Annotated in this window: 8 protein-coding genes; 2 read left to right on the forward strand and 6 right to left on the reverse strand. The window is 75.4% G+C overall.

Translation table 11 applies throughout. The features are described from left to right. Positions 1–147 precede the first annotated feature (147 nt). Positions 148–1,770: a hypothetical protein gene (locus WMF12_RS16505; protein ID WP_437872486.1), complete on the reverse strand. Its 1,623-nt coding sequence runs from the start codon at positions 1,768–1,770 to the stop codon at positions 148–150. A gap of 66 nt (positions 1,771–1,836) precedes the next feature. Further along, positions 1,837–2,289 (reverse strand): hypothetical protein, encoded by a 453-nt coding sequence (locus WMF12_RS16510; RefSeq protein ID WP_437872487.1) that lies wholly within the window; start codon positions 2,287–2,289, stop codon positions 1,837–1,839. 64 nt (positions 2,290–2,353) lie between these two features. Here WMF12_RS16510 and WMF12_RS16515 point away from each other — a divergent pair, with 64 nt between their 5' ends. Then, positions 2,354–4,456 carry a HEAT repeat domain-containing protein gene (locus WMF12_RS16515; RefSeq protein ID WP_437872488.1) on the forward strand — a complete coding sequence of 701 codons (2,103 nt, stop codon included), beginning with the start codon at positions 2,354–2,356 and terminating at the stop codon, positions 4,454–4,456. 42 nt (positions 4,457–4,498) lie between these two features. Beyond that, the gene (locus tag WMF12_RS16520; protein ID WP_437872489.1) at positions 4,499–5,593 is read left to right on the forward strand and encodes a PEGA domain-containing protein; all 1,095 of its coding nucleotides are present in this window, start codon (positions 4,499–4,501) and stop codon (positions 5,591–5,593) included. A gap of 30 nt (positions 5,594–5,623) precedes the next feature. Here the strand turns inward: WMF12_RS16520 and WMF12_RS16525 are convergent, their stop codons facing one another. From WMF12_RS16525 to WMF12_RS16540, 4 genes are all read right to left on the reverse strand, one after another. Further along, complete coding sequence (locus WMF12_RS16525) at positions 5,624–6,805, reverse strand: hypothetical protein (RefSeq protein WP_437872490.1); 1,182 nt, start codon at positions 6,803–6,805, stop codon at positions 5,624–5,626. A gap of 121 nt (positions 6,806–6,926) precedes the next feature. Beyond that, positions 6,927–7,664 carry an OmpH family outer membrane protein gene (locus WMF12_RS16530; protein WP_437718081.1) on the reverse strand — a complete coding sequence of 246 codons (738 nt, stop codon included), beginning with the start codon at positions 7,662–7,664 and terminating at the stop codon, positions 6,927–6,929. 33 nt (positions 7,665–7,697) lie between these two features. Next, positions 7,698–11,759: a serine/threonine-protein kinase gene (locus tag WMF12_RS16535; protein ID WP_437872493.1), complete on the reverse strand. Its 4,062-nt coding sequence runs from the start codon at positions 11,757–11,759 to the stop codon at positions 7,698–7,700. A gap of 299 nt (positions 11,760–12,058) precedes the next feature. After that, positions 12,059–13,066, reverse strand: coding sequence for a hypothetical protein (locus tag WMF12_RS16540; protein WP_437872494.1), 1,008 nt, complete (start codon positions 13,064–13,066; stop codon positions 12,059–12,061). Positions 13,067–13,299: the final 233 nt, after the last annotated feature.

The following is a 13,299-nucleotide window of genomic DNA, read 5'->3' on the forward strand; positions in this document are numbered from 1 at the left end:
CTGTCCAGGGCGAAGCAAAAGGATGCCCCTGGAGCGCACTGTGAGCGTTCACATGGTCGATGTCAATCAAAATGGACCCGCGCGCGGCGAGCCCCGACACCTCTCGACGCCAGCGCTGAACGGCGCCCGACGCGAGCGCTGGTGTCCTCAGCTCTGGGCGCTCTGGTCGACGAGCGCTTGCCACTGCGCCTTGAGCGCCGGATCGGACTCGAAGCGCTCGTGCCAACTCCTGTGGAGCGCGATCCAGCTCTGTGGGGTCAACCCATAGTGGCTCTGGATCTGCGGGATGTGATTCGGATGGTCGCGCAGGTCGGCGCACAGGCGCGCGTACCGCGCGAGGGAGATCCGCTCCACGCGGCGCATCGTCTCCTCGTCATCCACGCCGGCGTGCGCTTGCGCGGCGGGCTCCGCGGGCGAGGGGCCTGCGGACGGCTCGACGGCGCTCGGCTGAAGGAAGGGCAGGGCCCAGCTCCCCGTCGGGATCTGGGGCGGCTGCGGAGCGATCTCTCCCCTGGCGGGCCGCGATGGCGCGGGCGATTGGCTCGGACGAGCGAAGGGCAGCGCGTTGTCGGCGGGCGGCGAGGGGGTCGGTCGCGAGAACGGCAAGGCGTTATCGGCCGGCGGCGCGGAGGCCGGTCGCGAGAAGGGTAGGGCGTTGCCGGCGGGAGGCGAGGGGGCCGGCCGCGTGAAGGGCAGGGGATTGGTGGCCGGCGGCGAGGAGGCCGGTTGAGAGAAGGGCAAGGGATCGGCGGCCGGCGGCGAGGAGGCCGGGCGAGAGAAGGGCAAGGGATTGGCGGCCGGCGGCGAGGAGGCCGGGCGAGAGAAGGGCAAGGGATTGGCGGCCGGCGGCGAGGAGGCCGGGCGAGAGAAGGGCAAGGCGTTGTCGGCCGGAGGCAAAGGGGCCGGGCGAGAGAAGGGCAGAGCGGCGTCGAGCGGAGGTAGAGGGGCCGTGCCGGAGAAGGGCAGAGCGGCATCGAGCGGAGGTAGAGGGGCCGTGCCGGAGAAGGGCAAGGCTCTGTTGGCCGCCAGCGCGCCGACCGTGCCGATGCTCGTCGTCTCCATCTCCGGGCTGTCTGCCGGTGACGTCGCTGCACCCTCGACCGCGGGCGCGTTCGACACGTCTTGGCGGAACGGCAGCGCATCCCGGCTCGGAAGAGACGTCGTGCCGAGGAGCGTCATGCGGGCTCGCGGTGCCGTGGACGGCCGCTCCAGGCTCGGCATGGGCAGTGACGACGGCACCGCCGGCAGCAGCGACGGCAACGGCACGGCCGGCGGCAACGGCGACGGCTGCACGACCCCGGCCGGCGGTAACGGCGAAGGCTGCACGACCCCGGCCGGCGGCGCGGCTGCGTTCAGCCTGGCCCAGGGAGATCGCGCAGCCCCCTCGTCGCTCACGCCCGCGGCAGGCGGCGGCGTCGCCCCATCCCGAGGCGCCCCCTGCAGCGGGGCGATGCGCGCAGCAGGCGCGACCGGCATCGGCCCTTCCAGCTTCCTGCGCGCGCCACGCGCCTTCTCCTCGGCGCGGCGCTTCTGCGCGGCGACGAGCTCCAGGTACCGGCGGCTCGATCGCAGCTGCCCGCGCGCGGCCTGCGCGGCGAGCCTGGACATCCACCGCTCCCGCTCCGCCTCCCACGCCGCGGCCGAGAGCCCCGCGTCCGCGAGCACCTCGTCGCGCGGCAGGCCCGCCTCGAGGGCCCCGGCCACGGCGGCGAGCTCCTCGAGCCGGATCGATCGGACCTCCTCGTCGCGCTCCACCATGTCCACGAACATACCCCCTCGTCACCGTCGGGCGGCGCGCTGCGGCGGCCGGCCGATGTCGCCCCGCGGCCGTCCCGGTTACCTCATCGCCCGCTGAAACCGCGCCATGAGCGCGTCGTCCTCGAGCATCGCCGCGGTCCATCGCTGCTGCGCGCTCAGGTAGTCCTCGAGCGTCAGGTCCAGGCGGCTCAGCACCGTCGCCATGTCGGTGCCCCGCTTCAACCCGCGCGCGGCCTCGAGGAAGCGCTCGAACGACAGCTCGCTCTTCGCTCGGGCGCGCTGCACCCGCGCGAACGTCTCGGCGAAGGCGACGACGAGCGGCGGCACGCCCACCTCCTCGCCGTCGTCGTCGTCCGCCTCGGAGAGCCGCGCCTGCCAGGCGTCGTCGAGCGCCTCCCAGCCGGCCTCGTCGAGCCCGTGCGCCGCGAGGAGCGCCGCGCGGTCGGCGCTCGGGTCTGCGAGCTGGGCGGCCAGCGTCGCGTACACCTCGACATCGTCGACGTTCTGCACGCTCTGCGGAGGATCCTTCATCGTCCGGGCAGGCTACCTCAGCGCGCGTCTTGGGGCCTCCTTGGCGCAGGTGTATTCATGGCGCGTGTCCTTCTCATACCTGCCCTTCGTCGCGCCCGGCGGTCAGGAGGGGCAGCCCTCCGCGCCCGCCGGCACGGACGTGCTCGCCCACGACAAGCTCGAGAACGCGCACGCCGCGCTCCGCCGCGCAGCGCTGTCGCTGGAGCACGACGTCGAACCGGTGACCGACCTGACCGGGCCCGCGCGCGCCCTGGAGCGGGCCCTCGGCGCGATCTACGACGCCTTCGACGGCCGCGCCGAACCCCTCGGCGCGGTGCGTGCCGCCCTGGCGGAAACCGACAACGTCGCCGCTCAGATCGAGCAGGCGATCGGGCTCGACGCGGGCTTCGCTGCGGTGGACGAGCTGCTCCGGAGCGCGCGCGGCTGGCTCGAGCAAGCCGCGGCGCGGCTCGCCCTCGTGCCGCCGGCGCCGCCGCTCGATCTGCCGCCGATCCTGGCGAGCCGCGACCGGCCGCGGCTGCACGCGGTCCAGCGGGCGTCGCTCGCGCCGCTCATCAAGGTCCCGGAGCCGCCCCCCGCCGAGCTCGTCGCAAAGCCCCCGCCGCCGATCCCGCGGCCGCGGACGTTCGAGGAGCTCAAGGCCGCCGTCGAGGCGCTGAAGCAGCAGGCGCCCGCGCCCGGCGCGCTCCCCGCGGCCGCGGAGGTGCGGCCGCCCGCGGCGCGCCCGGACGAGGGAGCTGCGCGCCCCGTGCCGCCGGGCTTCGCGCCCGAGATCGGCGACGCGATCGACGATCTCGCCTTCCTCCGCGCCCGCGCCCGCGAGTGCTTCGAGGAGGTCGCGATGGTCGGCATGCAGCGGGCGCCGCTGCTCGGCGATCCCTTCCGCGGGGCGCTGATCCTCGAGCGGCGCATGCTCGCGGCCATCGACGTGATCGCGGCGATCGGGGCGCCGGCGCTCGAGCACGTGCCGCGGCTCGTGGCCGACGCGCCCGTGAAGGACGCGAGCGTCGCGTTCGCGAGCGCGATGGTGCTCGGCTGCTTCGCCGGCCGCGACGCGCTCGCCGCGGCCGAGCTCGCGCTGCTCCGGAGCGGCAAGGACAGGGCGTTCATCGACGCGCTCGGCGCTGCCTTGAAGCTGGTCCCGCACGAGCTCCTGCCGCTCGCGCTCCGCAGCCTGCTCCGCGAGCCCGAGCCGCTGGTCCGCGCGATGGCGATCGACGTCCTCGCCTACCGCGGCTTCGCGACCGAGGACGAGCTCGTCGCGGCGGCGTCGGACGACGAGGCCCCCGTGGCGGCGTGCGCGCTCCACCACCTCGGCTGCACGCCGAGCCCCCGCTTGCCCGAGCTGATCCAGCGGGCCCTCGCGGCGCCGGACCCGGCGCTCCGCGAGGCCGCCTGGACGGCCATGGCGCTCTCGGATCACCCGCACGCCCCGCTCGCGCTGCGCGGCGCGCTGGAGGAGGCCGACGGCGCGGACGCCGCGGCGCTCCTGCTCGCGCTCGCGGGCGACGACGCCGACGCGCGGCTGCTCGCCTCGCGCGTCGCCGAGGCGCCGCGGCGCGGCCTGATCTTCGCCGTGGGCTGGGCCGGCGCGGCCGCCGCGGTGCCGCTGCTCATCGACCTGCTCGAGCGCGACGTGGACGGGGACGTGAAGCTCGCCGCGGCCTACGCGCTGGAGCGGATCACCGGCGCGGGGATGTGGGAGGAGGTCGCGGTGGAGGACGAGGAGATCTTCGTCGCCGATCCGCCCGAGCCCGACGTGGGCGAGCCTCGCGACCTCAAGCTCGCGCAGCTGGTCAGCGATCCCAACGACCTGCCCGAGGCGCCGGCGCCGGAGATGGCGGAGCAGCCCACGGTGGACGCCGCGCGCTGGCGGGCCTTCTGGCGCGAGCGCTGCCAGGGCTGGGACATGAGCGCGCGCTACCGCCGCGGGCGCCCCTACACACCCGACGTCGTGCTCGACGAGCTGGACACGGGGCGGGTCACCCCGGGCGAGCGCCGGCTGCTCCAGCGCGAGCTGATCCTCCGCACCGGGCACTTCGTGCGCTTCGATCCGCACGACTTCGTGGTGGCGCAGGAGGAGGCGATCCAGGCCTGGCGGCCGATCGCGGCGCGCGCCTCCGGCGCCCCGGGCCGCTGGACGCGGCCCCGCCGGCGCGTAGGGTAAACCGAGCGCGAAGAGGAGCGCGGTGCTCGCGAGGGGGGATGCATGGAGCGACGCGGACTTCGGAGGATCAGCTGGCGGCAGGTCATCTCGGCCTCGGCGCTCGGCGCCGCGCTGATCGCGCCGCCCTCGGCGCGGGCCCAGTCCAAGGAGGAGCTCGCGGAGGCGCGGGCGCTCTTCCAGGAGGGGGTCGCGCTCAGCGCGGCGAACCACTGCGCCGCGGCGCTCGCGAAGTTCCATGCGGTCGCGAGCGTGCGGCGGACGCCGCAGGTGCTGTTCAACATCGCGGAGTGCGAGGCGCGGCTCGGCAAGCTCGTCTCGGCGCTCGGCAACTACCGCATCGCCGCGGCCGCGGCCGACGGCGACCCCCGGGCGAACGACGTCAGCGCGAACGTCGGCGCGCGGATCGAGGACCTCGAGGCGCGCATCCCGAGGCTCGCGATCCGCCGGGGCGCGGGGGCGCTCACCGCCACGATCCTGCTCGACGGCGCCGCGCTCGGCGCCTCGGAGATCAGCGCCGACATCCCGGTCGATCCAGGGCCCCACGTGGTCTCGGCCTGGGTCGGCGATCGCGAGGCGGCGCGGGAGACCGTCACGCTCGCGGAGCGGGACGTGAAGACCGTGGAGATCGCGATCGCCGAGCCGCCGGCGGCGCCGCGGCCGGCGAGCGCGTCGCCGGGACGCGCGTCCGCGGAGGTGCCGCCGAGGGCCGCGCTGGCGCGCCTGCCGGCGACGCGTCCGTCGAAGGTGCCGGGCCTCGCCGTGCTCGGCGCCGGGATCGCGAGCGGCGCCGTGGGTGGGGTCTTCCTCGGCCTCCGCGCCGGCACGCTGAGCGATCTCGACGCGCTGTGCGGCGGCGACAGGAGTTGCCCTCCTTCCGCCAGGCCCGTCGCCGATCGAGGCCGGCTCTACACGGGCGTCGCCGAGGCGGCGATCGGGCTCGGTGTCGTCGGCGTCGCCGCGGGGATCACGCTGCTCGCGATGAGCGGCAGCGCGGCCGCGGCCGAGCCGGACGCGAGCGCCCGCGCAGCCGCTGCCGCGGCCGGGCGGCGCGCCCGCGCGGGCGTCCGCCGCGCGGAGGTCCTGCCGCAGGCGCCTGGCGCCGACCTTGCGGGCCTCAGCGTCGCCGGCAGCTTCTGAGGCGGGGCGCCCTCCGGGCCGGCGGGCGCATCAGGTGCGGCAGCAGAACGTCCGCGGGCTCGCGCCGCGGGCCTCTCCGCTGGGCGTGCCGCCGCTCGGCCGGCACGCGCCGCCGGTGGGCGCGCCGAGCGACGTCACCTTGCGGCCCACGACGGAAGGGTTGTCCTCGAGGTCCACGCAGCTGCCCGCAGGCAGCTCCGTCACCTGCGTCGCGCAGGTGTGCAGCTGCACGTCGGAGTAGAGGGCGACGGTCGTCGGGCACGTCCCGCCCGACGGCGCGCCGCACGCGCAGTCGTCGTCGCAGCCGCGGCTGTCCTCGATGTCGGTGAAGAAGACGCGCCGCTCCGTGTAGGGGCCCGGCGGGCAGGCGGCGTCGCCGTCCCTGGCGATGCAGAGGCCGCCCTCGAACGGCGCGGCCGGCTTCGGCGCGCAGACCTGGCCGAGGTTGCAGCCGCGGCCGAGCGGCTCGGCCGCGGCGCACGCGCGGCCGAGGCGTGTCCACCGCGGGTCCGGCCTCTGCACCTGCACGGCGCTCGGCGCGCACTCGCCGCCGGAGGCCGCGAGCGGGCTCACGCTGACCGACACGGCGCACGGTGCGCCGGTGGTCGCCGAGCACTCCGCGTTGCTGCTCGGCCCGCAGGTCAGCCTGTCGCTGAAGACTCCGTCGGGGCCCCTGCACACCTGGGCCGCCCAGCCGGGCGTCGCGAGCGGGAAGAGGCAGTGCGGCTCCGACCCGCAAGGCGCGTCCGCGACGGTGATCGTGATCCCGTCCACCGGGTCGCAGGCTTGCCCCTCCGCGGGACCGCACGAGCACGTGCAGCTCGCCGGCGGCGCGGACAGGCCTCGGTTTCCGACGAACGGCGGCCCCGCGGCGAACTCGGGTGGGCAGCCCGGGTCCATCGCGGGCTCACCGTCGAACAGCGCGAAGTAGCCGCTCCAGCCCTCCGGCACGGCCGCCGTGCACACGAAGTCGCCGCACGCGGGATCGGCGCAGTCGATCTGGCCGTCGCCGTCGTCGTCGGCGCCGTTCGCGCAGTCCTCCGCCCCGTCCCCGCTGGAGCTGCTGATGGCCCCGGTGCCGCCGGAAGGCTCGGGCTCATCGAAGGTGTACTCGGGGTACAGGCAGGCGGCGGGAGCGGCCAGGGCGCCTGCGGCGCCGAGCCCGATGCAGGCCGTGAGGCGCGCTCCCCGGCCGACGAGAAAAGAGCCCACCGAACCACCTCCGTGCCAGGTGGCCGCGCAGCGCCCGTTCGCGCTCCGTGCCCCCGCCCAGAGGATATCGCGCCGCGCGGCGTGAGCCACGAGCGCCCCTCGAGCGACGTACGCTGCGCGGCTACTTCTTGGCGGGCGCGGCCGGCTTCGCCGGGGCGGCGGGCGGCGCGCCCTTGGCCGGGGGCGCGCCCTTCGCGGGCGGCGCCTCGCCGGCCTGCCCGCTGTTGTACATCTGGATCGCGCGATCGGTGAGCTCGAGATCGGCGCGGTAGTAGGGAACGGCCGACTTGTCGAGGATGAGGTCGTAACCCTCCTGCGCCGCGAGGCGCCGGAGGAGGCCGAGCACCTTCTGCAGCATCGGCGTCGTGAGCTCGCTCTCCTTGCGCTGCATCTCGCGCTGGGCGTCGAGCGTCGTCGCCTGGAACTCGGCTGCCTGGCGCTGCCAGGTCTCGAACCTGCGCTGGAGGACGTCCTTCGGCGTCTTGCCCGCCTGGGCCTCCTTGTCGAGCTTGTCCCGCTCGTCGTCGAGCGCGCGGCGCTTCGTGTCGAGCTCCACCTGGCGGCTGTCGAACAGCTTCTTGAGCGTCGCCTGGACGCGGAGCCCTTCCTCGGTCTCCAGCATGGCGCGGCGCACGTCGACGACGGCGATCTTCGACTGCGCGGACGCGGGCGCGGGCGACAGCAGCGCCGCGCTGCCGAGCGCCGCGGCCGCGAGCAGCGGCAGAACGCGCGCCGTGAGCCACCGGCCCGAGGTCGGGCGGGCTGCCAGCGCAGCACCCTGGCTCGCGCCGGCCGGACGCGCAGGGGTGGAGAACGTGGAACAGCGCGCGACGAGCCGCTCAGGAGCGTTGTTTCGCATCGCGGATGGCCTTAGCTACCCGGCCACCCAACGTCAAGAACGTGGCGCGCCCTTCTCGTGCGCTGCCGCCGCCGCGCCCTCCGGGTGCGCGTCCTTGCTCTGCGCAGGGCTCGCGCTGCGGTGCGCTGCCGGATCGTTGTTGCTCGGCGCCTCGGCGCGCTCCTTCCGTCCCAAGGCGCCGGCGGTCTTCGCGACCTTGCTCCGTGACGGCGCCCCGGCGGCCCGCTGGGCGGACGGGTCCGCCGCGTGCGGCGGCCGCGACGTCGAGGGCAGCGACCGGCCGAGGCGCTCTCGAGCGAGGGCGATCAGACGCCCGACGTCGTCGTTCCCCCGAAGGAACGCGTCGCGCTGGCGGGGATCACGCAGGGCCTCGACGCGCGCGGCCAGGGCGGAGAACGCGGCGTCGAGCGCGGCGTTCGCCTCGCGCTCGTCCCCGATCGCGAGGAGGGCCTCGACGAGCGTGACGCGAATCGCGTCGCTCCACTCCTCGATGGGCCCACCCGCGAGGTGGCGCGACGCCTCGCGCGCCGCGTCGACCGCGGCCCTGAGCTCGCGGCGCGCCAGCTGGACGCGCGCCATCGCGAAGCTCGCCATCGCCTGCAGCGCGGCCGCGTGGTGCGCCGCCTCCTCGCAGAGCCAGCGCGCGACGGCGTGGGCGGTCGCGTGGTCGCCGGGGGCGCCGCGCCAGACGAGGAAGAGCGCCTCGTACAGCCGGCCGGCGAACCTGAGGCGGGAGATCTGGCACGCGTCGGCGATCCCGCTCGCCTGGCGCTCGAGCGCGACGCCCTCCTCGATGTTGCCGAGCCGCGCGTACGACATCCCGAGGTTGTGGAGCGCGAACCCCTCGATCGCCCGGAGCTTCCGGCTCCGCGCGTCGAGCAGCGCGCGCTCGAGCAGCGCCTGCGCCTCCTCGAACAGGCCGAGCTGGTTCAGCGCCGAGCCGGTGTTCAGGCGGGCCCTTGCCGCGATGACGGCGTCGCCGGCCCCGTCGGCGTCCGCGACGAGCGACGCGCCCAGAGAGGCCGCGGCGGCCAGATCGCCGGCGTGCATCAGCGCGGCCAGGTGGGCCTCCCGGGCGTGGAGGAGCGCGTCGGTCGAGCCGCTCCCGCGCGCGGCCTCCATCGCCGCGTGCGCGGCGCGGAGCGCCTCGGCGGGCCGGCCCAGCGCCGCCAGGGCGCGGACGCGCGACGCGAGGAGCTTCGCGCGGATCGACGGCGAGAGCGCCGCCGCGAACTGCGGAGAGAGCGCGGACGCGGCGCGCGCGTCGCCCTCGGCGCCCTGGCCCGCCTCGATCATGCAGGTCACCGCGACGACCTGCGCCTCGCCCCACAGATCCGAGCCGGGCAGCGCGAGGCGCGACGCCTGCTCCGCGGCGTCGAGCGCCTCGTCGAGGCGGCCGAGGAGCTCGAGGAGCTCCGCCCGGCGGACCAGGAGCGCGGCGCGCGTGGTCCCCTCGGCCCCGCAGGCGAGCCCGCGCGTCGCGAGCTCGAGCGCCTCGTCGAGCTCCGCGCCGCTCGCCGCCGGGTCCCGCGTCGCGCGCGCGTAGAGCAGCGCCGCCCGCGCCTTGTCGCCGCCCGCCTCGGCGTGGCGCGCGATCAGCCCCGGATCGACGCCCGCGGACTCGAGCCAGGCGGCCGCGGCGAGGTGGAGCGCGGCGCGGTCTTCCTCGAGGATCGACGCGTACGCCGCGTCGCGCACGACCGCCTGCCGGAACGTCCACTGCACCTGCCCCGGGACCCGCGGCTCCAGCTGGCGCGCGATCATCTCGCCCGCCTCCAGCTCGGCGAGCTCCGCGCCCACGGCGCGCTCGAGCAGCGCCGCGACGCCCGCCGTCCAGAAGACCTGGCCGAAGACGGACGCGGCGCGCAGCGCCCCGCGCACCCCGCTCGACATGCGGTCGACGCGGGCCTGCACCAGGGCCTGCACGCGGAGCGGCACGCCGTCGCGCCCCTCCGCGGCGGACCGGATGAGCTCCTCCAGGAAGAGGCCGTAGCCGCCGGCGCGCTGGACGATGGCGCCGCGCGTGGCCGGGTCGGCCTGCGGGAGGGCGCTCGCCGCGAGCCGATCCGCGGCCTCTGGGGACAGCGGCGGGAGCGTCACGCGGGTCACGTCGCGGTGCTCCCACAGCGACGGGAACCGGGCGGAGAGCTCGGGCCGCGCGAAGGCGAAGACCCCGAAGCGGAGATCGGCGCAGCCGAGCAGCCAGTCGACGAGCTCGACCGTGGTGCTGTCGGCCCAGTGCATGTCCTCGATGACCAGGATCTGCGGCGTGGTCTCGGACTTCGAGCGGAAGAACGCCTCCACCGCCATCCGCGTGCGCGATTCCATGAGCTGCGGGCTCTCGCGGGCCGCGCGCAGCGGCTCGTTGCCCTCGTCGGGGAAGGGCACGCCGGCGAGCTCCCCGATGAAGCCTGCGAGGAAGCGGAGCGGGCGGGCCAGGCGCATCGCCACGTGGGCGCTCACCTTCTGCACCTGGTCCTCGAGGCGCTCGCCGTCGCGGATGCCCATGAGCGCGCGCAGGGCGCGGCCCAGCGTCGTGAGGCCAGCGCCCTGGCTCATCGCGTCGCCGCGGCAGAGCAGGATGATCGGCGCGTGCGGCGCCGTCTCGAGGTGCTGGATCAGCTCGGCGCGGACGCGGCTCTTGCCGATGCCGGCGGGGCCCGTCACGAGCGCCGCGCGAGGCGCGCCGTCCTCGGCGATCGCGCTGAAGATGCCCTGGAGCCTTGCGAGCTCGTGCTCGCGCCCGATGATCGCCGTGGAAAGCCCGGCGAGCTTGCGCGCGTCGAAGCCGGCCGCGTCCTCGTGGACGAGCACGCCGCCGCGCGCGTCCTCCTGGACCACGAACCGCCCCTCCAGCGCGGCGATCGCGTGGGCGTCGATCCGGACCGCGCCGGGCGCCGCGTACTCCAGCTGCTGCGCAGCGCGATCGAGCGCCTCGCCGGCGAGGCTCGCCCTGCCGCGGACGGCGTGCCCGACCGCGACCGAGGCCCGCGCGCCCGGCGTCGATCGGGCCACGGTCAGCGCCGCCCGCGCGGCGCGCGCCGCCTCGTCGCCCCGCGAGCGCTCCACCCCGAGCGCCGCGGCGAGCCTCCCGTCGGGGAGCGGCTCGAACCGCGGGTCGTCGCCGAGGACCTCGCGGAGCGCGGCGTCCACCGCGGGGCGGAGCGGGCCGGCGCCCAGCTCGAAGAGCGCGCAGGCGACCACGCGCCGCTCGCTGTTGGCGAGCCGCACCTGCGGCCGCTCGTCGCCCGGCCCGGCGGGCCTCGGCATCATCTCCTGCGCGGCCGCGCGCCGGACGATCGAGGCGGACCTGTCGGTCGCGGGGGGATCGTTGTTCAGCTCCCCGACCCGCGCGAGCGCGCGCGCCAGCTCGCCGCCGTTCTCGTACCGCTGCTCGCGATCGCGGGCGATGGCGCGCGCGAGCACCTCGTCGAGGGCCTCGGGCACGTCGAAGCGGATCTGCTGCGAGCGCGGGGGGTCCTCGACCACGAGGCGGCTGAGCAGCGCGATCGCGTTCTCGGTCTCGAACACGTTCCTGCCCGTGACCAGGCGGAACAGGACGGCGCCCAGCGAGTACACGTCGGCCCGCGCGTCGACCGCCTCGCCGCGCGCCTGCTCGGGCGCCATGAAATGCGGGGTGCCGATGATCGTGCCGCGCTCGGTGGGGCAGTCGTCCGGGACCGGGAGCTTCACGACGCCGAAGTCGATCAGCTTGATCGCGGTGCCCTTGCCGCGGACGAGGAAGATGTTGGAGAGCTTGAGGTCGCGGTGCACGACGCCGCGGGCGTGGATGGCGGCCATCGCGGCGGCGCTGCGCCGGACGACCTCCACCGAGTCGCGCAGGCCGAGCGGAGCGCGCCGCTGGCGCTGCCCTAGATCCTCGCCGTCCAGCCACTCCATCGCGAAGAAGAGGCGCCCGTCGAGCCAGGTGCCGTGCGCGACGTACTGAACGATGTTGGGGTGCCGCAGATCGGCGAGGATCGAGATCTCGCGCGCGAAGCGGGCGCGCTCCTGGTGCGACGCGGCGGCGCGCAGGATCTTGAGCGCGACCGGGGCGCCGGTGGTCTGATCCGTGCCCTTGAAAATATCACCCATGCCGCCGCTTCGGCTGCGGGCTTCGATCATGAAGCGGTCGGTCGGGTCGGTGAACTCCGGGAGCACCGTCCGGATAGGCTACGCGAACCTCGCGTCTTCATGCCAGCGAGAAGGCGCTCTGCGCGGCGCGCAGCGCCGGCGGGCGACCTGGGCCGAAGCCCGAATCGCGCGCCATCGTCGTGCTGCTCCGCAGCGTAGCGCCGCCACGAGCGGCGCGATCGGGGCACGGCGCTCGAAAATTCCAGCCAGCCGCCGCGCCGTCCGCACCATCATCCTGCCCGCGCGGGGCCTCCGTGCGCTCAGAACCCCGCGAGTAGCCCGGCGCCGAGGGAAGCGCTCGGACGCGGAGGTCTCAGCGCGCCGGCGAGCGGGTGGTCGACGAGCCCGAGCGCGGCGAGGACCTCGGCGTGGGTATAGAACGAGAGCGTGTCGTTGAGCGCGAGCTCGATCCCGCCGCGGAGCCCGAGCGCCATGAACAGCAGGGACACGTCGGTGGCGGGGGCGGCTCGATCGCCGACCTGCGCGACGCCGATCTCGACGAGAGCGCATGTGACGAGCAGGTCGACCGTGTGAAGGCACGGAGCGAAGACGCCGCTCGTGTGCGTGCGCGGGTACGGCGATCGCGCTTTCGTGCTCCCGCCGGGGCTCGGGGCGTACGGACTCGACACCTCGCCGTGTTCGAGCGCGCTCGGCTTCGAGACGACGAACGTGCCCCGGCTCTCCAGCGAGAAGGAGAGGCTCTGTGACCAGCGAACCCTGACGAGCAAGGAGGCGCCGCCGAACAGCCCCTCGGGCACCCCGAGCCCCGCTATGGCGCCGATGCCGACCCGCGCCGAGCTCCACGGCTCGCCGGGCCTGCTCGCGGGCTCCGGGCGCGCCGGCGCGATCTCCGGGCGAGGCGGCGCGGCGGGCGCTCGCTTGTCGCTCGCGAACGGCGTCAGCGTGAAGGAGATCGCGACCGCGACGGTATGGGTGAGCTGCTCGCAGGCGCCGTCTCCGTGCGAGAGGTCAAAGCCTCGGCCGGAGACCCGCCCGTCGGCGTTCCGGTAGGTCGTCGTCGCGACGACGTGGGCGCCGTGAGGCCTGATCGCGACGTCGACCTCCTCGGTCGCGTCCTCGCGGAAAGGGTCGTACCCGACGCGCAGCCGGATCCGCTCGCGCAGCGCGCGCTCTCCAGGGCACGAGGCCGCTTGCGCATCCTCGCTGTAGCGCAGCCGCAGCGCGCGGCGTGCCGGCTCCGCCGCGCGCGATGGCGCGCTGAGCAGCAGAGAGGCGAAGACGATCATGCAGAGAAAGGAGCGTGCCATATCCCCGGTCAGCGGCTCCGCTGGACGAGCCATCCGTGGCCGCCATGAAGCGCTCTCGAGGCAAAGCACGTCAAGAGCTCACGTCGTCTCTCTTCGCGATCCCGGCTGGCGTCAATTGACGTGATAATCGAAGCTCGTGAATGGTAATGGCCGCGAAATCACGATTGCGCGAGAGCGGGATCCGGATCCGTGACGAGCGTGACCACTCGTCCGTATGCACGCAGGCAGCTGAC

Origin of the sequence: Sorangium sp. So ce363 (assembly GCF_051520435.1) — a bacterium.
In the GTDB taxonomy this organism is placed as follows: Bacteria; Myxococcota_A; Polyangia; order Polyangiales; family Polyangiaceae; genus Sorangium; species Sorangium cellulosum_B.